We start from the raw sequence: 22,527 nt of genomic DNA, 5'->3' as shown, positions 1-22,527 counted from the left end.
GTCATTAGATACACACAACTACTCAATTAGAAATTTAAATTAATCTATATGAAATGTCAAGTTTTTTTCAATTAGTTCCTTCAATCTTGTCCATTTTTATGGACACAAGCTTGGAAACGCCGGGTTCTTCCATGGTTACGCCGTATAAAGTCTCGCCTATGCTCATGGTTTTCTTATTATGAGTGACGATTATGAACTGCGACCCCCGGGCAAACTCCTTGAGCATCCTTACAAAGCGGCCTATATTTTGCTCGTCCAAAGGCGCGTCGATCTCGTCAAGGAAACAGAACGGCGAGGGCTTGACCATGTATGTCGCGAAAAGAAGGGCTATGGCGGTCAGGGCCCTCTCTCCCCCGGAGAGGAGGTTGATGTTTTTCAGCTTTTTCCCCGGCGGGCGTATCATGACCTCGATGCCGCTCTCCAGGGGATTGTCCGGCTCGTTCAGCTCGATGGCCGCCTCCCCTCCCTCGAAGAGCTGCCTGAATATATCGGAAAAGTTTTTCTGTATGCTCTTGAAGGTTTCCATGAACATCTCGATGGACGTGCGGTTGATGTCCTCTATGACGGTGAAGATGTCCTCCCGGGCCTTCTCTATGTCTTTCTTCTGCTTGATGTAATACTCGAAGCGCTTCTTCAGATTGCGGTATTCCTCAATGGCGAGGTTGTTGATGGGGCCCAGGTCCTGTATCTGCTTCTTGATATCCTGGCTGCGGGACATCAGGCCTTCCAGCTGCGACTCCATAACGCTCAGGTTTTCTGCATCCTTGATCTTCTTCTCGTACTCGATCCAGAGGTGCTCCTCGATGCTGTTTTTTTTGAAGATGAGCTCCACCTGCGACTTGTCCAGGTTGGTGATCTTCTCCACGATCCGCTGCAGCTCCTCCTCGTCCTTGCGGGCCACGTTCTTCCGATCGTGGATCTTGTTTTCGATCTCCTCGCGCTTGGCCGTGAGCTCCGCGATCTCTTTCAGCAATGATTCGCTCCGCTCGTTGAACTCGACGAGGCGCTGGTCCCATTCCCGTATCTCGTCATTGAGCTCCTTGATCTTCTTCTCCGCCCGGAGTATCTCCTCGCGGTAGTTGTCGATCTGCTTCTTGAAGTCCACGATCTGGGTCGACAGAGACTGGATGTGCTTCTCGATCCAGTCCCGCTCGTTCTCGTTGCGGGAGAGGTCCTTCTCCACCCGGGTGATCATCTGGTTGACGTCCTCCAGCTCCGTCTGCTCGTGCTGGATGTGGGTCTCCAGGGCGGCTATCTCGTTCCGGAACCGCTCGATGCCGTCTATCTTCTCCCGTATCCTCCGGTCAAGGTTCTCCTTTTCTGCGTGGATCCCCGTCTTGTCGAAAAGTATCGACCGGAAGCCGTCCTCGTAGCTCTCGAATTTCAGGATGTCCCGCTTCAGGGAATCCATGTCGACGGCCTCCAGCGCGGCCAGGGCGCTGTCGGCCATGCCGCCCCGGAGATCGGCCGCGGCCTTGCGGAGGGACTCCTCGATAGAGCGTATCCTGTCATGGATGAGGCCCCGCACCTGGACCCGCTCCTGCTCCGATCCCTCCAGCTCGGCCTTGCGTTTTTCAATGGCGTCGACCAGCTTCCGGATGACCTCCTCGAGAAGAGCCTGGAGCTCCTTCAGGTCGGCCTCGGCGCTCTTGATGCCGGCCTTCTTCTCCTCGATGGAGTCCCGCGATGCGTGGATGGAATCAATCTTCCGCTTCCTCGTCGCAAAGAAGGCCGCCAGCTTCTGCTTGTCGTCCTCGATCTTCTTTCCTATCTCGACGCCCGATTGCTCGCTCTTCTGCTTTTCTTCCTGGAGGCGCTCCAGGTTCTTTGTCCGCTCGACGATCTTGTTCTCAATGCCCTTCTTGAGATTCTGTTCCTCCTCGATGAGGCCCCGGTTCTTCTCGGTCTTGACGTCGATGTCCTCGACGCGGATCCGGTAGGCGTGGAGGCGCTTTTCCAGCTCGAAGAGCTGGTGCTGTATGTCGTTCTTGCGCTTTTCGTCCTTCTCGTTGTCGGCCGAGGTGGTGGACACACGGGAGGATATCGCCTCGCGCTCCATGTTGTGCCGCTCGATATCCTCCTGGATCTTCGCCTGCTTCTTCGACAGCTCCTGGTAGCGGATCGTGTTGATCCTGACATCCAGATCGGAGAGCTCGGTCCGGAGGGAGATATATACCTTGGTGGTCTCGGCCTGCTTCGACTTGAAATCCTTCTCGCGCTCGATCTCCTTTATGATATCGTTGATGCGCTCAAGGTTGTCGCTCGTTTCGGTGAGCTTCTTGAGGGACTCCTTCTTCTGGAACTTGTACTTGGAGATGCCCGCCGCCTCCTCGAAGATGTAGCGGCGGTCCTCCGGCCGGGTCGACAGGATCAGGTCCATCTTGCCCTGCTCCATGACGGAGTATGACGCCTTGCCGATACCGGTGTCCATGAAGAGCTTTTCCACGTCCTTGAGGCGCACCGGCGACTTGTTGATGAGGTATTCGGACTCGCCGTCGCGGAAGATGCGGCGGCCCACGGTGACCGAGTCCGAATCGAAATCGAGGACCCGGTTGGAGTTGTCGATGGTGACGAATACCTCGGAGAGGGACAGCTGCTTGCGCTGCTCGGTGCCGGCGAAAATGATGTCTTCCATCTTTTCGCCGCGGATGTTCTTCGCCTGCTTCTCGCCCAGGACCCACTTGATGGCGTCGACGACGTTGGACTTGCCGCACCCGTTGGGGCCGATTATAACGGTAATTCCCGGCTCAAAGGTGACCTGTGTCTTGTCGGCAAAGGACTTGAAGCCGTATAAATCCAGCGATTTCAGGAACATAGATCCATCCAATTAATACGTCAGGGCCGGGTTAAACCCGACCCAAGCAGAAGATTTTTTATTATGACGACATAATGCAAGAAGATTTTAAAATCAATCAAAAAAAATTCATTTCCAATCCGGCAAATAATCCTTGACTCCGCCGGGAATCCGCCAATATCGAAAGTATGGGACCCGCCCAAAAATTGAAAAACGCCATAAGCTGCGGCATCGCGATCATTGCCCTCGCGGGGCTCCCTGTCCTTACGGGATCGGGCTGCGCCAGCGCATCCCCCACCGCCGCCGACAAGAAAGCGAGAACATACAAGCACAGCAGCGTAAAAACCCTTTCCAGCATCGAGGCGACCAGATCGGCGGACCCCATAGACCGGTACGCGGCGTCCATGATCTTTTTCAAGCTGGATAAGGCCTCGGAGGCCCTCTCCATAAGCATCTCGGCCGAATATACGGCCGATGTCACGGGCACGAGAAAGACCAGAAAGACCTATTTCGTCGTGGAAAAGATCATCGACATGTCCGGCCTGAAAAACAGAAAGGACAAATACTTCTATGCGGAAATCGGCAGAAACTTTGATCCGGACTGGAACCGTCAGAAGGAGCTGACCCTGGTCTCCAGCGTATCGGAGCCGTTCAAAAACCTTGACGGCAATTCCCTCTACCGGCTCAGGTACACCACCTTCTCAACGGAAAGCGTCGATTTCACGATAACTATCAACGCGGACTGCGGCGTCACATTCCTGGACGATATCAATTGATCATTTTCCGAGCCTGCGGGCATCAAAATCCGATCTTTTAAAGAGCGAGACCACCTCGACCCCGGTTTGCTCGATGCCCTCGCGCCCCCCTTCCTCACGGTCGATGATGACCGCGGCCTTCACCACCGTGAGCCCCGATTCACGCAGCCGCTCGATTGCTGTAATGGTGGAGCCGCCGGTGGTAATGACATCGTCGATGACAACCACGTTCTTCACCCGGCCGGCGTCGCCTTCGATCCACTTCTGCGTCCCATGCTTCTTGGGCTCCTTGCGCACGATGAGGGGCGATATCGTCCGCCCCCTTTTCCCGGCGGCTATTGCCGTGGATATGGAAATGGGATCGGCGCCGAGGGTGAGGCCGCCGATGCCGTCTATGGCCAGGGGGCCGATTAAGGGCTCAATGGCGTCACACATGACCTCGCCGATGAGGGTCACCCCTTCCGCGTCGAGGGTCGTGGCCTTGCAGTCAAAATAGTAGAAGCTCTGGCGGCCCGATACGAGGGTAAAGGGCGGATCTTCCCGGTAGATAAAGGACTTGGTGAACAGGATGTCGAACAGCTTGTCGCGATTGGAACTCATGGCATGACCTCAGTGAAAAATTAGATGCAGGAGGCGCGGTCACATGACCGCGCTTTCATAAAAGTACATTTCCACATGATACACGGTACCAGATGGAGGCAAGTATTATTTCGACATGACCGGAGATTCCCTGATCCCCTTCCAGAACTGGTTCTTCCCGATCTTGCCGAGGATATAATCCCTGATGAGGAGCTGTATTTCCTGGGGGAAGGCCTCCCAGTATTTCTTGTGCCAATCCTTGGGGAACTGTTTCTTCTCCTCCTCGCTGATCTCCCCCAGGCTGTAGGCGACAAACTGGGTTATCATGGCCAGGAGCATGTCCCGGGGTATCCCCCCCTGTCTTTTCCCGCCGGCGCCCGGCACCCACTGGTTAATGAGCGCCTGGAGCTCCCGCTCTGGGATATCCGGCTTTTCCAGCCGGATCATATCCGCCACCAGGCGCTTCGACATATTGTGCACCGCGTCGCCGTTCATCCCCATCCGCCTTCCTATATCCTCCGCCATATCGCGCGCCATCTGGTTTACGTCGATCTGCCCCATGCCCAGGGTCGATTCCCGCTCCATGCGCTTGCGCAGGGCCTCGCCCACGAGCTCAAGCTCATGGCGGGTGGCGTGCCGCAGAATGTACTCAAGGATCCCGGTTATTTTCTGATCGCTCATTGGCCTTTCCTCCGGTGAAGCCGCCCATTGACGGGCCGGATCATCCCCTGTTCTCGGCTTCGGCCTCACGTTCGAAATCGGCCGGCGGCGTCTCCATCCGCTTCATCGCGTTCAGCAGCTCCTCAAGGTGAGGATAGCAGCGCCTGTATTCCTCCATCATCCGCTCGAAGGGAAGATCATCGAAGGCCCCGAAGTCATGGAGATACTCCATGTGCCTGTTCCCTTCCCTGTCAAAGGGATGGAGGATCGAGTCCTCCCGGCCGTTGAATTCAAGGGGCAGTATGCCGAATTTCTCGCACAGGGACAGGTTGAAGGCCGGCGTCGCCTTCACCCACCGGCCCTCCAGGAAAAATTCGACAAGACCGTGGTACACGAAGAGATCGGTCTTCATCGCCTCACGGAGGCGTTTCGTGATCAGGTGATTGCGGACCGTCGCGAAGCGGAGCCTGCTGGGAACACCGGCGGCCCGGGAAAGAGCGGCGGCGAGAACAGCCTTCTGCACGCAGAATCCGTCGCCCTGGCGCAGGATGAAGCTTGCCCGGTAATTCCCGCGATCAAAGGTCGTGCGGTAGGGATTGTACGGTATCCTGTCGCGGACCCAGTAGTAAATCTTCACCGCCCGGTCAAGGGCGCTGTCGCCGGGCACGACGATTGCCCCGGCCTGTTCGATAATGGCCGGGTTGTCGCTGTCTATAAAATACGTTGGGGTCAGAGCATTTTTTGTATCCATGTCCATTTCACCGATCCGGCTATTATCGAGGGGTCAGAGCAACTATCATACTATTTATACCGTTCCGGCCATAGAGACTTCAACCTCTCCCGGATTGCCTTTTCCCCGCCCTCTTCGCCGGGTTTATAGAACACTTCCCCCTTGATTTCATCAGGGAGGTATGTTTCCTTTACGAAATGACGGTCATAATCATGGGGATACTTGTATCCTTTATGGTATCCGAGCTTTTTCATGAGGTCCGTCGGAGCGTTGCGAATATGAAGGGGTATCTCATAATTTGAATCTTTCGCTGCCGCCATGGCATTATCGATGGCCAGATAGGAAGCGTTGCTTTTCGGGGCGGCGGCCAGGAAGGTGGCGCAATGAGAGAGAACTATCCGTGCTTCGGGCAGACCGATATTCTGCGTTGCCGTCATGGCGGCAACAGCCACCGTAAGGGCATTGGGCGCGGCATTCCCTATGTCCTCGGATGCGAATATGACCATCCGGCGCGCGATAAAGACCGGGTCCTCGCCGACCAGTATCATGCGTGCAAGGTAATATACGGCCGCATCGGGGTCAGAGCCCCTGAGGGACTTGATGAAGGCGGATATGGTATCGTAATGCCTGTCTCCGGCGCGGTCATAATAGAGCATGCTGTTGCGGACAGCTTCCTCCAGATGGTCGCCCGTTATCAGACCATCGGGGGCCAGGGTAAAAGCCGTTTCCAGGATATTAAGCATGCGCCGGGCATCGCCATTGGATATGGCAACGAGCTTTTCCTTGATGTCGTCATCGGCAAACCTCGCATTTCCTTCTTTTAGAATATTGTCATTCTGCAATGCCTGATGAAGGATTTTAAGGAGATTTTTTTCAGATAGGCGAGAAAGCTTCAATACCCGGGTACGGGACAGAAGAGGCGATATTACATTAAACGATGGATTTTCCGTTGTCGCGCCAACAAGAATTATATCGCCGGATTCAACGGAACCCAGCACTGAATCCTGCTGGGCCTTGTTAAAACGATGAATTTCATCCAGGAAGAGAAGTGTCTGGAGGCCTTTCAGCCTGTTTTCTTTACCCTTTTCTATTACTTTCCGCACATCGGCTACACCGGCCGATATGGCGCTTAAAAAATGCGAATCCAGATTGCAGTAGGACGCAATGAGACGCGCCAGGGTAGTTTTTCCCGAGCCGGGATCACCCCATAATATAAGGGAAAAGGCTTTCCCCTTATCTATTATGGTGTTCAATATTTTATGTTCAGATAAAAGATGTTCCTGACCAATGAATTCTTCTATTGTTCGAGGCCGACACCTATCGGCAAGGGGACTGAGAGTATCGGTGATTTCCATATGCTTATAATGTATCAGCCACTGGCATCAATAAACTTTAGACTTGCTGTAAAACTAATAATATTATTTGATGCAGGGGCCGTCCAATAAGCCCCCCTCCGGGGAGTCTTCTGAGACGGCACCCATCGATAATAATAAAGTTATGCAACAGGTCAATTATATATTTTTAAGGATAACCATGGCTGATAAGTAAAGACAAAAAAATCCGGCAAAGCCGGATTTTTTTTCCTTAGATAATAAGATCATTTATGCATCTGTGCTTTCATCACGAGAAAAGTCTTTACCGCCCCTCATGGTGGGAGACTTCTTGACCCTGCTTTGCGAAACATTCATCCTGCGGATCTTTTTCAAACGGCGGCGTTCGGCTTCTTCCTTTTTCCGCTTTTTCTCTTCGCTGGGTTTCTCATAGTACCGACGTCTTTTCAGCTCTTTGAAAATGCCTTCAAAAGCCATTTTTTTCTTCAAATTCTTGAATGCTTTTTCAATATCGCCATTAACGTCGACTTCTAAGGGACTCGTCATCTAAATCACATCCTTTGTTATTAAAATAATACATTTTTCATAATGTGTTGGCACTTTAGTGAAGGATGTATTTTTTGTCAATAATAATTAATCCCGGATGTTTTCACAAAAAAATCACTCCGCCCTCCCCATTTTTTCTCAACATCCCATCATCCATATTCGTATAAATGTGGTTGACCATTGCTTTTTTTGTGGCTATAATTAACTTTATCTCGATAAAAGGAGCCGTACCATGCCAGGCAAAGGAATAATGACACAAAAACTTCGCTTTTTCTGGAATACCATAGTATCGATCTTCAAGAAGATATATCACGGTGCAGAAAATTCCGGCGGAATATTGAGCAAGATAATCAATGCCGCCAAAGTGCTTATCGTCTCCACGAGAAAATTCATCACCGACGACTGCCAGACAAAGGCATCATCCATAACATACACGATTATCCTGTCGCTGGTGCCGGCCCTTACCGTGGGCCTTACCATCTATTCCTTTTATTATGGCGTGGGTGAAAACAAGCAGGAATTATTTGATCGTATATTGCTGTTTCTGAATGAAAACAACATCAAGCTCAATATCGATCCCATCTTCGATACCATCCTGGGGCTCATTGAAAATGCCGGCAAGATCGGCGGGATAAGCGCCGCCGTGATGATCTTTTCCGCGACGGCCATGCTGAGGACCCTTGAAAAGTCGATGAACGATATCTGGAAAATCAAGCAGGGACGGCCGATACTTCTCAAAATCATCTATTACTGGGCCGCTCTGACCCTTGGCCCCATCATGCTTGCAGCCGGCATGACCGTCGCCACCCAGCTTTCCATAATCCTCTCCTCGCCAAATTATAACGCGGCTTACATTACCGATGCCGATCATCTCTGGGTCGCCGGCGATAAATCAACGATACTTTACTCTGACACCGGGAAACAGGAAAAATGGGATTTCAAAAACATAGTCGCAAACAGCGGCAAAATCGATTATGACAACCAGAAAGTATACTATTATGAGCCGAGCGACAAGAGCTTCTCGGAGCAGGAAGGACGCATCGAGCCCCTTGAATTGATGAAATCAAAGTACCGCGGCGTCCAATTCGTCGGTAAAAAAGGATGGATCATCGGCCACAACGGCATACTTCTCATGACATCGGACGGGGGGAACCGGTGGCAGTTAAGGAAATTCGGCGCCTTCAATTTCAATGCGATCCGGATGCTGACCGATACCCGCGGCGTCATGGTCACCGAAAACGGTGCGGTACTGACGACCGCCGACGGCGGGGACACCTGGTCTGTCGAAGAGTGGGAGGAACGGCCGAACCTGGTCTCCATAGCCTTCTTCAAGGACCGGGGAATCATTACCGGCAGCCGGGGCGTCATTATACGGACCGAGGACGGCGGTAAAAAATGGGAGCTGCAGCATATAGCGTCGGCGAAACGGAGGAACCGACCGGTAAATTTACATGATGCCTTTTTCATCAATGAAAACAAGATCATCCTCGTCGGCAACGAGGGGATGATCCTTTTATCAGAAAATGGCGGCAAAACATGGGAATCGAGAAAATACAAGGAGATAAATTACTATGCCGCATGGTTTTTCAACCCGGACGAAGGGGTCGTGGGCGGAGACGATGGAACGGTCATCCGCACAGGCAACGGGGGTGAAAGCTGGGAGGAAACGACGCTTCCCACCATCCGCATAAACTCATTCCATTTCCGGAACGACAAGCTGTGGGCCATCGGCGACGCGGGAACCCTCATGATGTCGAAGGATCTCGGCAAGAAATGGGTCCCGGTAAAAAAAGGAAAAAAATTCGGATACACCATCATCAATTTCCTGGCGCCATTCGCCTTCATCTGGCTCCTGTTCCTGCTGGCCTATATCACGCTCCCCTACACACGGGTTCCCTTCAAGCCCGCGGCGCTGGGAGCGTCCTTTACCGCGGCCGTGTGGGTCATCTTTATACTGCTCTTCATCGTGTACGTGAAGGGATTCGCCACCGGAACCTTCGCGGTATACGGCGCCCTCGCGGCCATTCCGCTCTTCCTGCTGATGGTTTACGCCTCGTCGGTCATCATCCTCTTCGGCGCGGAGGTGGCATACACCCTGATGCATCCCCACACCTACCGAAGCCTTAAAAAGGCCTCCAAAGAAAGGAATGAGCTGTACGTCTATTACGGTCTGGCGCTGATCCACCAGGTGTACCGCACCTTCGAGTCCGGAGGCGGCGCCAGCTCCCTCAAAGAGCTCCGCAAGGCCATGGCCGGGGGGTCGGAGCAAATCGACCGGTATATCAGGCCGTACCTTGACGAGAAGCTCATCATCCAGGACGGCGACGGCAATTACCTGCCCGCCAATAAGTCTGAAAATATCCAGGTAAACAGGGTGATCGACATCATCATGGACATAAGCCTCGACATGCCGGTGACAGCGGGCAAGTCGTCGTTCAAGATATTTCTGGATAAGCTGTTCAGCCAGATATCGGCAAGCAGGAGAAAAGCGGTCGGCGAGATGACGCTGAAAGAGCTGATCGACAAGGATTAATACACGTAATAGCCGAAGATAAAAGGTATTACCAGCACGTCGCCCTTTAATAGATCCTTGGGCACGGGGCCGAAGCCCTTCGAAAGCTTGATCGCGTCGTAGCAGGAGGCGTTGAGGGGCTTGTTCCCCAGGGAATCCAGTATCTGGATATGTATGATATCGCCCTTCCGGTTCAGCACAAAAACGGTTTTCACTTCCTGGCTCGGAATCGCCATGATGCGCGTGTATCCCGGGGCGTATTCGCCGGAAAGCGGATTGTATCCCTGCACCATGGAGTTGGCCATGAGAGGCGGGTACCAGTTCGAGGCGATCCTGTCCTTCATGTCCTTGAAATACTTGAAATCCTTGAACTTGACGGTGTTGAAGCTGAAACGGCCGTCGCTTGAATAGAAAAGGGCATTCTCGCGGGAAACATCGTTCTTATCGGGGATGAGCGTCTCGTCGAAAATGCCGTAATTTCCCGCCTCGCGGCCGGCGCTGTCATTGCGCTCGATCACGGCCGTCATCTCGGAATCATCGGACACCATGATCCTGTCCCTGCCGGCATGGGCGGCGGCTGACTTATTATCTCCCTTACCCTTGCCCTGGCTCCCCTTGAGCACGCGGAAGTCGAGCGAATTATTGAGCCACCGTTTGCCCGCTTTCCTCGTGACATATCCTTTCGCGCTGGAATCCCTGTCCGATAAGAGCGTTTCCGGCGTCACGACCCGCCTGTCATCCTGGTTGATATTGACAATGATGTCCCTTCCGATCCCCTCGTCGCCGAAAATGTCCTTTAACATTTTCTGGGAGCCCCATAGATCGCCGATCTGGGGCAGGATGATCGTCACCATAACGATCAGATGGATGAAAAAGGACATGATCAGGGTGAGGGATATCTGGAGTTCTCCCTGTCGGTTCATGGCTGCGTCCGTTCCGGTGATGTCATGTCATAGACGGTCCGCATAAGCGCGCTGAATTCCTCCGACACCTCGACATTTCTCCTCGCCATGGCCCTGCGGCAGACCGCCATGAAATCATCGAAGAGGAGCGGTCTCCCGGTTTCCCCGTCGATATACCAGGAAAAGGACGGGATATGGCATGGCGTCAGCTTCCCCGCGTGGACAAGCATGGCCCCGGGGCCGATGCTCGAGCCGGTGTTTATGAGCGTGCCGATGCTGGTCTTTACGAAATCCCCCATGAAGCATCCGATCTTTGTCCTGCCCGTTTTTCTGCGCGAGGCGGAGGTGTACACTTTGACATTGGTGTAATTGTTCTTCAAATCGCTGTTCGTCGTCAGGGCTCCCATATTGATCCACTCGCCGATGTAGGAATGGCCGATGAACCCGTCATGGTACTTGTTGCTGTAGCCGTGAAATATCGATTGCTCGATCTCCCCGCCTATCCGGCAGAACGGGCCGATGGACGATCCGCTCCTGATCTTGGCGCCGTAGATGACGCATTCACGGCCGATCATGCAGGGCCCCTCGATCCTGGAAAAGGAATTGATCCTGGCGCCGGCCCCGATAAAGACCGGCCCCTCCGAAGCTTCGATGAACACAAAGGGTTCGAAGGCCGCCTCCTCTTCAATATATACCTGAGTGGCGTCGCCGGAAATTGTTACATCTTTTCGCAAATAGCCGTTGCCGGCAAAACCGGCCAGGGCGTAATCATTCCCGAGGGCCCACGGATTCGAGTCCATCAGGTCCCAGATGTATTCCGCCTTTCGACCCTTTCCCGTTCCCGCGGGATAACCGTCATATTCAATCACGGAAAGTCCGGGGTTCGCCAGCATGGCCGGTATCGAATCCTCCGGTTTCCGCATACTCTCCGCGCCGATCCGCGCCGCCACCGGCACCGGGCCCATCATCACGACGCTGTTTACCTCAAGGGCAAAGTCTGAAGCAGATGGATAGGCAACGGCATTCAGGAAAAAGCATTCACCGTTCCCGTCGAACACGGAATAGTCGTTTATCGAGAGGTGAGGATATCGTTCCCTGAAAAAAGGGGCAAGGTATTCCCTGGTAAAGAAATAAAGACCGGCATTGGAAAGCTTCGGGTCCTTCCGGATAAACAGCTCAAGGCGTTCACGAAACGAGTACAGTCCCGACCGCAGTTCCCAGAGCGGTTTTGTAAGCGAAAGGGGATAGAAATTATCATGGAGGCCGTCTTCAAATACGATGATGTTCATTTTTTTTCCGGATAATCGACCCCGGGGAGGTCCGCGGACCTCCCCGGGGGGGCTATGCTACTTATTGGCTTCTTCTTCAAGGAGCTTTTTCCGCGCAGCGATGACGTTGTCCGCCTCGCGTCCGGAAATGGGATCGTAGTGGGAGAACTTCATTTCGAAAGTGGCCTTGCCGCTGGTCATGCCGCGCAGGTCGATGGTATAGCGGAGCATCTCGGCCAGGGGGATCTGCGCCCGGATCACCGACACGCTTCCGCCGGTCTCGTCGGCGCTCTCCATGCCCTGGACCTTCCCGCGGCGGCTGGTGACGTCGCTCAGGATGTCGCCCATGAACTGCTTATCCACGAAGATATGGACATCCATGACCGGCTCCAGGAGCTGCGGGCCCGCCTTCTCCATCCCCAGCTTGAAGGCCGTGCGCGAGGCGATCTTGAAGGAAAGCTCGGAGGAGTCCACATCGTGGTACTTTCCGTCGTAGAGCTCCACCTCGACGTCGACGACCGGGAACTTGCCGAGAACGCCTTCATCGAGGGCCTCGACGATGCCCTTTTCGACGCCGGGAATATACTGTTTCGGTATGGATCCGCCGAAGATGGTTTCCTTGAATTCGAACCCGGAGCCGCGGGGCTTCGGTGACATGCGGATATATACCTCGCCGAACTGGCCGTGGCCGCCGGACTGCTTCTTGTGGCGGTAATTGGATTCGGCCTTCTTGGTTATGGTCTCGCGGTAGGGAACGCGGGGCTCCCTGGTCCTCACTTCAATCTTATTCTTTTCTTTGAGAGCATTGAGCACGATCCCCAGCTGGATCTCGCCCATGCCGGAAAGGACCGACTCTGCCGTTTCGGCGCTGTAGGTATATGTCAGGGTCGGATTTTCCTCCGTGACCTTGGTGAAGAACTGTCCCACCTTGTCGACCTCGGCCTTGTTCACGACCTCGATGGCATAGGAGAATACCGGGTTCGGGAGCTTGATGATGTGAAGCACCACCGGCTTCTTCGAGTCGCAGAGCGTATCACAGGTGGCCGTCTTGTCGAGTTTCACCACCACGCCGATGTCGCCGGCGTTGATCTTGGGCATATCTTCCTGCTTGCTCCCAATCATGGTGTAGACCTTGGATATCCGCTCACGGTGTTTCTTGCTCGCGTTGTATACCTCGACATCGGGCAGCATGCTGCCGGATATGACCTTCAGGTAGTTGAACCGGCCCGCGTACTGGTCAATGTAGGTCTTCCAGACAACGGCCGCCAGGGCGCCGCCGTCGCCGGATTGCACTTTTATTTCCTTTGAGGCGTCATCGGCGTCATGGCCTGTATACTCCTTGCCCATCATCGGCGCCGGCGCGAATTCTTTTATCACGCTGAGGAGGTTCTTCACGCCGATTGCCGACTGTGATGAGCCGCAAACCACCGGGAAGAGCTTCGCGTTGGCCAGCTGGGCCTGGAGCCCCTTCTTGATCTCGTCGTCGGTGAGGGCCTCCCCCTCCAGGAATTTCTCTATCAGGGCGTCGTCGCCTTCGGCCGCCACCTCGACCAGCTTGTTCCGCTCCGCCTCGGCCTTCGCCTTCGCGTCGGCCGGCACGTCCGCGATTGCAACGTCCTTGCCGCCGCCCTTCGGCGTCTGGAGCTTCATCTGGTACAGGTCGATGACGCCGGCGAGCTTGTCGGCTTCCCCGCTGGGGATGCACAGCGGCGCAATGTTCGCCTTCAGGCCGGTCTTGAGGTTTTCCATGACCTTGTCGAAGCTGGCCCGCTCCTTGTCCATCTTGTTCACGAAGATGATCCGCGGGATATTGTTCTCGGACAGGTACCGCCATGCCTTTTCAGTCTCGATCTGGACGCCGTCAACCGAATCGACCACCAGGATTACCGTTTCGGCGACCTGAACCGCCGCCCGCGCCTCGCCGATGAAATCCGCCGTTCCCGGCGTATCTATGAAGTTTATCTTGACCCCGTCATGCTCGACGAACCCGAGGGCGCTCCGTATGGACATCATTTTTTTCTTTTCATCATCGTCATAATCGGATGTGAGGGTGCCCTGGTTGGGGTTTCCGATCTTGTCGATTTTCCCCCCCGCCAGAAGCATTGCGTCAAAGAGAGTGGATTTACCGGTTCCTCCGTGGCCTACGATGGCGACATTCCGTATTTGATCAGCTTTGTATTCCTTAAGCATTCAGGGACCTCCCAAGAACTGTATCACATGAGACTGTGCCGGAGCCTGCGGAACCGCGCACAGGCAGCATATTTTCTAAGAATAACTCCATGGAAGGAGTTTTTCAGGGAAACTTTTAAGGGAAAGTAATAATGAAGCAATTTTTTGTAAAGAACTTTATTTTCCGGCCACCCCATGAGTTGTCACTCATGCATCATTATAATTTCATAAAAAAGAATGGACATATAGTCCAAGACTTGCGTAAGGTGTTGCGCTGTATATATAAGATATCTATTAATAAAGCAAAATACATTTTTAAACAAGGAACGGCCACAGCAATGGAATCAAAAATCGAAGTAAAAAAAGTAACCGATAAAAAAATGATGCTGGAATTCATCAAGGTGCCATGGACGGCCCATATCTATGATAGGGACCCGGCCTGGGTGCCTCCCGTCATCGCAGACCGCGTGAAATTCTTCGATCCCGAGCACGGTTACTTTTTCGAACATGGCGAGGCCGAGTTCTTTATCGCCTATAAAAACGGAAAGCCCGCGGGGAGGATAACCGCCCACACGGACAAGCGCTATGAGGAAAAATACAGCAAGGACACCGGCTTCTTCGGCTTCTATGAATGCATCGACGACCTGGCAGTATCAAAAGCCCTTTTCGATACGGCCCGGGAGGCCCTCCGCGCGAAGGGGAAGAAAAAGATGAACGGCCCCCAGAGCTTCACCATTTACGACGAGGTCGGCTTTGACTGCATCAATAACGGGAGGATGCCGGTCATCGGCATGTTCCATTACGCGCACTGGTATGAAAAACACGCCCTGGCCTACGGGCTGGAAAAATATGAAGACTGGTTCTGCTTCATGGTCAAGGAGGACGGCCTCAACTGGGAGCCGATGTTCAAAATCCGCGAACAGCTCCAGAAGCAGTCCGACATCAGGTTTTACACCACATCTAAGAAGGAGATACCCAAAAGGGCCGACGACATTAAGAACATCTTCAACGCTGCATGGGAAGGCAACTCCGGCCACCTTCCCTTCACGGACAAGCAGTTTGCCCATCTCTTTGACGATCTGAAGCTAATTGTCATTCCGGACCTTGCCATATTCGCGGAAAAGGACGGAAAGACCATCGGGTTCATCCTTTCCATACCGGACGCGAATCCCGGATTTGCCGAGCTTGACGGCAGGCTCTTTCCCTGGAGGATAGTCAAGCTCCTCTGGAAAGTGAAACGCACCAAGACGCTCAGAACGATCCTCCTGGGGGTTCTGCCCGAGTACCGGGGCCAGAATATAGACCAGATCCTTATCCTTATGACCATAGAAATAGGGATAGGCCTCGGATACAATCAATCGGACTGTTCCCTGATCGTGGAAACCAACAAGAAGATGATCGGCGCCCTGAAGTATGTCAACGCCGACCGCTACAAGGGCTATCGCATATTCCAGATCAATATCTGATCAGACGGTACTACAAAGAAGGGGCAGAGCAGCCACTCACCGATAACTATCGGCGTCTCAGGCGGTGCCAGAGCATCCGCCCACCGATAACTATCGGCTCCTCCGTCATTTTTCGCCAAAGAGCCTTTCCCTGTTTAGCGTCACATAATTCATGGTAGACGCAGCCATGGCCGACCGTTCCCGCTCATCGGCGAAGCGCCTGAGATCGTTGGCCGTCTCGATTCTTTCAAGCTGCGGCAGGATGGAAAGCTCCATGAGGGTATCCTCTATTTTTCCAATGGTCTCCGCAAGGACCCTGCCGGTGCCCCACGAAATGTCCCGGAAAAAGTCCGGCCGCACCGACCTGTCATGGAATCCGGCCAGGTAATATCCGCCGTCATTGGCCGGTCCGATGACGGCCTCATGGTTTCCCAGCTCGCTGAAGGCCTGCCTGATTCGGACCGCGGAAATCCCGGGACAATCAACGCCGATCAGGACCGCGCGGGAAAATCCGCGGGAAAACACGTCTGCAAAGGCATGGTAGAGGCGCTCCCCCGGATCGTGGCCGCGCTGCACCAGCCTGAGGGTTCCGCCGAAAATCCCCGGCGGCCCTTTGCCGGTTGACCCGGTACCGACTATGATGGTTTCAGCTTCCACCGCCCGGAGCGTGCCGAGTATATCCCTGATAAAGCAGATAGTAAGATCATAGGCCGCGTCATCGCCAAGCTCCGCCGAAAGGGGCGTTTTCATTTTGCCCCTCTCCGGGTAGCGGAGAAATAAAATAACGGCATCCTTCTTCATGGCCCGGTACTGCTGATAAAATATACACCATACCCATTGTAAAATATAGTAAAATATGAATAAATATCCAATTGCTATAGAAATTTAATTGAATAATTGATAAATTATCTAACAGATGCATACGTGCATGGAATTTTCAACGGCCTTGCGAGTGATATTCAATCTCATGAGAGACGCAATTGGATGATAAATCCCACATCGTGATCCTGACTATAGAAGACGAGGACATTCTCAGAAGCAACATCGTAACCTATCTTGAAGACAGCGGCTACAGCGTCATTGAGGCGGCCGATGGGCAGAGGGGGCTCGACTTGTTCAGCCAGCGCAATCCGGGCCTGGTACTGCTTGACCTGCGCATGCCGGGAATAGGCGGGCTGGAGGTGCTGGCGCAAATTCGGAAAAAATCGCCCAACACGCCGGTCATCATCGTATCCGGAACCGGCAATATCATAGACGCCATCGAAGCAATCCACCTGGGAGCCTCGGATTTCATCACCAAGCCGATCCTGGAGATGCAGGTCCTTGAATACGCCATCACCAAGGCCATGGAGCGAACGCGCCTGCTTGAGGAAAACGAGCGCTACCGCCTCCACCTGGAGGATGAGATACGAAAAAGGACATCCGCCCTTGAAAAGACCACCGCCGAGCTCCAGGAGCTCAACAGGATCCTCACGATCGAGATAAAAGAGAGGATCCTCGTCGAGGAGGCCTTGACGAAATCCGTATCCAGCCTCGAGCGATCCATCGAGGGCACCATCAGCACCCTTTCGTCCATCGCGGAAATACGCGACCCCTTTACCGGCGGCCACCAGCAGCGGGTGGCCAGGCTCTCCCGGGCCATCGCGCAGGAGCTGAAGCTGTCGGAAGACGAGATCAAGGGAGTGTATGTGTCGGCCATGCTTCACGATATCGGAAAGATATCGATACCGGGAGAAATACTGGTCAAGACCGGCGACCTCAATCCCATAGAATACAAATACATCATGCAGCACTGCCAGGCCGGCTACGATGTCCTGAAAATGATAGAGTTCCCGTGGCCCGTCGCGCAGATCGTGCTCCAGCACCATGAGAATCTCGATGGATCGGGCTACCCCCAGGGCCTGACCGGCGACGGCATACTTCTCTACGCCAAGATAATTCGCGTGGCCGATGTCGTCGAATCAATGGTTTCGCACCGTCCCTACCGGAAAGCCCTCGGCAAAGAGCCGGCCATCCGGGAGATAACGGACAAAGCGAAAACACACTATGACCCCCGCGTGGTGCAGGCCTGCGTGGACCTTTTTCAAAAGAAAAATTTTTCCTTTGAGGACGCGTCGAGTGTACACGCTGCCGATGCGGTCAAGACCAACTGAACGAGACGGTGAAGGTATTGGAAACGACCATTCTTATCGTGGACGACGAGGAACACCTCCAGGAAAACCTTGTGGCATACCTGGAGGACGAGGGCTATATCGTGGACACCGCATCGAGCGGAGAGGCAGGCATCGCGCAGGTCAACAGGCGGAAATTCGATATCGGCATCATCGATATGCGCCTGCCCGGCATGGACGGCAACGCCTTCATATTGAGGGCACACCGGATACAGCCGTCGATGAAGTTCCTCATCCATACCGGCTCCATGACCTACGTCCTTCCACAGTCATTGATGGACATCGGCATCCGCACGGAGCAGGTCTTCCAGAAGCCCGTCATCGACATGGAGGCCATGATACGCGCCATACGCGAATTAGTCGGGGAGAATTGACCGTATAACGCACCCGGTCTCCCTGCGGAATTCCGGGTCGCCCATCCTATACGCGCCCTTTCAGGTATTTCTCGATCCGGTCAAGGCCTTCCTTGATGTTCTCCAGTGAATTGGCGTAGGAAAACCTGAGAAAGCCCTCTCCACCGGAGCCGAAATCGATGCCCGGGGTGACACCCACCCTGACGGTGTCAAGGATCCTGAAAGCCTCATGGTACGAGTCTGTGCAGAAGTGGCTTGCGTCGGCGAAGACGTAAAACGCTCCGGTGGGCTCCACGTGGAGCCGGAAGCCCAGCTCCTTGAGGCGGCGGATCATGTACACGCGCCGCTCGTTGTAGGTCGATTTCATCCGCTCGATGTCAGGACCGCTGTGCCGGAGCGCGGCGATGCCCGCGATCTGAACGAAGCTGTTGGCCGATATGGCGAAGTTCTGGTGGAGCCGCTCCATGACGCGGGAAAATTCTTTCGGGAAGATCAGATACCCGAGGCGCCACCCGGTCATTGCGTAGAGCTTGGAAAAGCCGTTTATGACAAAGGCCCTGTCCGTGTATTCCAGGATCGAATGGGCTCTCCCCTCGTACACCAGGCCGTGGTAAATCTCGTCGGAGAGGATGAACTGGTTCCCGAACCCGGCGATCTCCTCCATGTTTTTCTCGGTCATGACGATCCCGGTGGGATTGGACGGCGAATTGATCATGATGGCCTTGGTCTTCCCGGTCATGACCGAGCGGATCTGCTCCGGCCGGTACTGGAACCCGTCATCCGGATGGGTGCGCACCTCCACAACCCTGCCGCCCACGGCTTCGATGAAATTGGGATAGCAGGCATAGTGCGGGTTCGACACGATCACCTCTTCGTCCGGCTCGAGGATGGACAGCATCATGAGGAGCATCGCCGGCGAGGTGCCGGAGGTCACCAGGACCTGGTCCGGCGAAAAGGAGACGCCGTATTCCCGGTGATAATAATCGCAGATCTCCTGCCGCAGCTCGAGGATGCCCATGGCATGGGTGTAGTGGGTTTTCCCTGACCTGATCGCCTCGATGGCCGCCTCGCGGACGACTTCCGGGGTCTTGAAATCGGGCTCGCCCACTTCCAGGTGAATGATGTCCTTGCCGTCGTGCTCCAGCTCCTCCGCCCGGGCCATCACGTCCATGACCATGAAGGGCTTCACGCCAAGCACCTTGTGGGAGATCATCTTCTTGTTATTCTCGGAATTACCATTTGTACCATGTTTTTCCATAGTGCCGCAATCCATGTTGATGAAGCCCGGTTTTTTATCCTCGCCCGCTATGCAAAGGCCCTCCTTCGGCGAACGGAGGGCCTTATCATGTGCCCCATAACAATAAAAACAAATGATTGTGTCAAGGCGAAATTGACGAAATAGACCCGGGATCCCGGCTGAGCTCTTTAAAAAAATAGCTTGATAAACCATGTAAATTATTACATGCTTGCCAGCGTGGTGGTCCCATTGAGCCATCGGCCCGAACAAAACGTATTTCATAGCCTGCTCAACATAATAATTACCGGAATGCGACAATGAACAAAAAAATTATCATAGCCACAACTGTCTTCGTCATAGCATACGCGTTGATCACCTTCTCATCCGGCTTCTATGCCGACCTTGAATGGTTCAGGGTATATAACGGTCTCAAGATATTCTGGGTCCTCTTTTTCACGAAATTCAACGTCCACTTCCTCTTCGCCCTCATATTCATCGGCATTTTTTCATTCAACTTTCTCCTGATACGGCTTCTCGGCGGAAAGGGACGCATATTCACGAACAACATCCTCAACCGCCTCCAGCTGCCGGTCCTCGGATCGCCGAAGAGGGCCCTCTTCATACTCCTGGCGGTCAGCGTTGTCGTCGCCGGATTCATGATGGGCGGCGCTGCGTCGTCCTTCTGGAAGGAATACCTGATGTTCATGAACGCGGTCCCCTTCACGGGATTCCCCAGCGACCCGATCTTCGGCATGGACCTGGGATTCTACGTGTTCAGGCTCCCGTTCCTCCAGTTCCTTTACGGCTGGCTCATGTCGGCCCTGGTCATAACGGCGCTTTTTTCCATCGTATTCCATGTTGTCAACGGCGGCATAATTTTCAACAACGCGAAGCTCGAACTATCCCTCTTCGCCCGGGCTCACATCTCGACGCTCCTGGCGATGATCGTTTTCCTCTTCGGCCTCGGGTACAAGCTGGACGCCTACGGGCTCCTCTTCTCCAAGATCGGCAAGTTCTACGGCGCGGGGTACACGGCCGTGCACGCGAACCTCCTCGCCTACAACGTCGCCATGGCCATAGCGTTCATTGCATCGGCCCTCTTCCTGTTCAACATCTTCAAGCGGAGCTTCAAGCTCCCCCTCATCCTTCTCGCGGCGATCGTGCCGGTCTTCTTCATCCTGGGCAAGGTCTTCCCCGGGATCCAGCAGCGGTTCATCGTGGAGCCGAACGAATTTGAGAAGGAAAAGGCCTACATCGAGTACAACATCAAGTACACGCGTATCGCCTACGACATCGAGAAGGTGCGCGAAACGCCCTTCGCCAACAAGCAGAACCTCACCTACCAGGACATCGCCAGGAACCGGAACACCCTGGAGAACGTGAGGCTGTGGGACTGGCGTCCCCTGAAACAGACCTACAAGCAGATGCAGGAGCTCAAGCCCTACTACTTTTTTAACGATGTCGACGTCGACCGCTACATGATCAAGAACCGGAAGAGCGCAGTGAACGTGTCCGCGCGGGAGCTCTCGATCGACCGCCTCGGCAAAAACAGCCAGACCTGGCAGAACCAGCGGCTCCTCTACACCCACGGCTACGGCGTCGTCCTGTCCCGGGTGGACAAGATCACCTCTGAAGGCCAGCCGGAGATGCTCATCTACGATATCCCGCCCAAGTTCGACGTCGATATCCCCATTGACCGGCCTGAAATCTATTTCGGCGAGCATAACAATTCCTATATTATCACGAACACTTCCATGATGGAATTCGACTACCCATACGGAGACGTGAACAAGTTCACGGTCTACAAGGGCTCCGGGGGCGTCCGGCTCGACTCAGTCTTCAAGCGCATGCTCTACGCCGCGGCTTTCAAGGACATCAACATCCTCATCTCCGGGACCATTGACGGCAACAGCCGCATCCATTACCGCCGGAACATCGTCGAGATGGCGCGGGAATTCACCCCGTTCCTCGACTTTGACACCGATCCGTACCTGGTCATATCCGACAAAAAGCTCTACTGGATCATCGACGCCTATACCACGTCCGACCAGTTCCCCTACTCCACCCCGATCTCGATCGGTAATAGAAAGATCAACTACCTGCGCAACAGCGTCAAGATCGTCATCGACGCCTACAACGGCTCCATGGACTATTACGTGTCCGATGAAAAGGACCCGATCATCAAGGTATACCAGAACATATTCCCGGGCATCTTCAAAAAGATGTCGGCAATGCCCGCGGACCTGAAAAACCACCTCCGCTACCCGGAAAGCTATTTCACCGTTCAGTCGCGCACGCTCCTGCGCTATCACATGACCGATCCCCATGTATTCTACAACAACGAGGACGCCTGGCATATCGCCCGCCAGGTCTTCGAGAGCAAGGAGGAGCCTGTCCACAGCTATTACCTCGTGACCAGGCTCCCCGACGAGAAGCGGGACGAGTTCATCCTCATCATGCCCTTTACACCCTACAAGAAGGACAACATGATCGCCTTCCTCACGGTCAAGTGCGACATGCCCGATTACGGCGAGCTGAAGCTCTACATGCTCCCCAAGGATAAGCTTTCCTACGGGCCCCTCCAGGTGGAGGCGCGCATTAACCAGAACCCGGAAATATCCAAGCAGCTCACCCTCTGGAGCCAGAAAGGGTCCAGCATCATCAGGGGGAACATGCTGGCGATCCCCATCGAGGAATCGATCCTCTTCATCGAGCCGCTCTACCTGAAGGCGGAATCGAGCGAAATGCCGGAGCTCAAGCGGGTCATCGTGGCCTTCTCGGACAAGATCGTCATGGAGAAGGACCTGCCCAGCGCGCTGGAGCGGCTCTTCTCCGGAACGACCTTCATCGACACCGGCCTTACGGAGGGCTCCCTGGAGACGAGGCTGCGCGACCTGGCCGTGCGGGCCATGAACCACTACAACCAGGCCGAAGCCAGCATGCGGGAAGGAAACTGGGCCAGGTACGGAGAGCATATCAACATGCTCAAGGAAATACTGGAGAGGATGAACAGCCTGCGTTAAGCCTTCTGATAGCCCGGGGTTTAAACCCCGGGCTATCAGAAGGCTAATTGAA

17 protein-coding genes are annotated in these 22,527 nt (G+C 54.2%); 6 read left to right on the top strand and 11 right to left on the bottom strand.

Annotation, left to right across the window (positions count from 1 at the left end; genetic code table 11):
• Positions 1-67: 67 nt before the first annotated feature.
• The gene (locus KA369_21650; GenBank protein MBP7738595.1) at positions 68-2,815 is read right to left on the bottom strand and encodes an AAA family ATPase; all 2,748 of its coding nucleotides are present in this window, start codon (positions 2,813-2,815) and stop codon (positions 68-70) included.
• 185 nt (positions 2,816-3,000) lie between these two features.
• Here KA369_21650 and KA369_21645 point away from each other — a divergent pair, with 185 nt between their 5' ends.
• A complete protein-coding gene (locus KA369_21645) occupies positions 3,001-3,570 on the top strand; it encodes a hypothetical protein (protein ID MBP7738594.1) in 570 nt (189 codons plus the stop codon).
• On the opposite strand, the gene pyrE is transcribed toward KA369_21645, so the two are convergent.
• The 5 genes from pyrE to KA369_21620 form a co-directional block, all read right to left on the bottom strand.
• Positions 3,571-4,149 (bottom strand): orotate phosphoribosyltransferase, encoded by a 579-nt coding sequence (gene pyrE / locus KA369_21640; GenBank protein MBP7738593.1) that lies wholly within the window; start codon positions 4,147-4,149, stop codon positions 3,571-3,573.
• Between the two features lie 105 nt (positions 4,150-4,254).
• On the bottom strand, positions 4,255-4,809 hold the full coding sequence (locus tag KA369_21635; protein ID MBP7738592.1) for a hypothetical protein: 555 nt from the start codon (positions 4,807-4,809) through the stop codon (positions 4,255-4,257).
• Between the two features lie 40 nt (positions 4,810-4,849).
• Positions 4,850-5,539 (bottom strand): transglutaminase domain-containing protein, encoded by a 690-nt coding sequence (locus KA369_21630; protein ID MBP7738591.1) that lies wholly within the window; start codon positions 5,537-5,539, stop codon positions 4,850-4,852.
• A 50-nt stretch (positions 5,540-5,589) separates the two neighbouring features.
• Entirely contained in the window at positions 5,590-6,873 is a 1,284-nt protein-coding gene (locus tag KA369_21625; GenBank protein MBP7738590.1) for a replication-associated recombination protein A, read from the bottom strand.
• A gap of 246 nt (positions 6,874-7,119) precedes the next feature.
• Entirely contained in the window at positions 7,120-7,395 is a 276-nt protein-coding gene (locus tag KA369_21620; protein MBP7738589.1) for a 30S ribosomal protein S21, read from the bottom strand.
• A gap of 250 nt (positions 7,396-7,645) precedes the next feature.
• On the opposite strand from KA369_21620, the gene KA369_21615 reads away from it, so the two are divergent.
• Positions 7,646-9,928 carry a YihY family inner membrane protein gene (locus tag KA369_21615; GenBank protein MBP7738588.1) on the top strand — a complete coding sequence of 761 codons (2,283 nt, stop codon included), beginning with the start codon at positions 7,646-7,648 and terminating at the stop codon, positions 9,926-9,928.
• On the opposite strand, the gene KA369_21610 is transcribed toward KA369_21615, so the two are convergent.
• Genes KA369_21610 through KA369_21600 form a run of 3 tightly spaced genes read right to left on the bottom strand, consistent with a single transcriptional unit; the run spans position 9,925 to position 14,267 of the window.
• Complete coding sequence (locus KA369_21610; protein ID MBP7738587.1) at positions 9,925-10,830, bottom strand: hypothetical protein; 906 nt, start codon at positions 10,828-10,830, stop codon at positions 9,925-9,927. The genes KA369_21615 and KA369_21610 overlap by 4 nt on opposite strands.
• Positions 10,827-12,098: a hypothetical protein gene (locus tag KA369_21605; GenBank protein ID MBP7738586.1), complete on the bottom strand. Its 1,272-nt coding sequence runs from the start codon at positions 12,096-12,098 to the stop codon at positions 10,827-10,829. The genes KA369_21610 and KA369_21605 overlap by 4 nt, the downstream gene beginning before the upstream one ends.
• Before the next feature lie 57 nt (positions 12,099-12,155).
• On the bottom strand, positions 12,156-14,267 hold the full coding sequence (locus tag KA369_21600; protein MBP7738585.1) for an elongation factor G: 2,112 nt from the start codon (positions 14,265-14,267) through the stop codon (positions 12,156-12,158).
• 317 nt (positions 14,268-14,584) lie between these two features.
• Between KA369_21600 and KA369_21595 the strand changes: the two genes are divergently transcribed.
• Positions 14,585-15,712 carry a GNAT family N-acetyltransferase gene (locus KA369_21595; GenBank protein ID MBP7738584.1) on the top strand — a complete coding sequence of 376 codons (1,128 nt, stop codon included), beginning with the start codon at positions 14,585-14,587 and terminating at the stop codon, positions 15,710-15,712.
• A gap of 105 nt (positions 15,713-15,817) precedes the next feature.
• On the opposite strand, the gene KA369_21590 is transcribed toward KA369_21595, so the two are convergent.
• The gene (locus KA369_21590; protein MBP7738583.1) at positions 15,818-16,492 is read right to left on the bottom strand and encodes a TIGR04282 family arsenosugar biosynthesis glycosyltransferase; all 675 of its coding nucleotides are present in this window, start codon (positions 16,490-16,492) and stop codon (positions 15,818-15,820) included.
• Positions 16,493-16,671: 179 nt separating this feature from the next.
• Between KA369_21590 and KA369_21585 the strand changes: the two genes are divergently transcribed.
• Complete coding sequence (locus KA369_21585; GenBank protein ID MBP7738582.1) at positions 16,672-17,844, top strand: response regulator; 1,173 nt, start codon at positions 16,672-16,674, stop codon at positions 17,842-17,844.
• 8 nt (positions 17,845-17,852) lie between these two features.
• On the top strand, positions 17,853-18,236 hold the full coding sequence (locus tag KA369_21580) for a response regulator (GenBank protein ID MBP7738581.1): 384 nt from the start codon (positions 17,853-17,855) through the stop codon (positions 18,234-18,236).
• A gap of 46 nt (positions 18,237-18,282) precedes the next feature.
• On the opposite strand, the gene KA369_21575 is transcribed toward KA369_21580, so the two are convergent.
• Positions 18,283-19,428: a pyridoxal phosphate-dependent aminotransferase gene (locus KA369_21575; GenBank protein MBP7738580.1), complete on the bottom strand. Its 1,146-nt coding sequence runs from the start codon at positions 19,426-19,428 to the stop codon at positions 18,283-18,285.
• Between the two features lie 341 nt (positions 19,429-19,769).
• On the opposite strand from KA369_21575, the gene KA369_21570 reads away from it, so the two are divergent.
• Complete coding sequence (locus KA369_21570; protein ID MBP7738579.1) at positions 19,770-22,475, top strand: UPF0182 family protein; 2,706 nt, start codon at positions 19,770-19,772, stop codon at positions 22,473-22,475.
• Positions 22,476-22,527: the final 52 nt, after the last annotated feature.

Source organism: Spirochaetota bacterium, from assembly GCA_017999915.1.
Lineage (GTDB): Bacteria > Spirochaetota > UBA4802 > UBA4802 > UBA5550 > RBG-16-49-21.
This window is presented reverse-complemented; position numbering and strand designations above follow the sequence as displayed.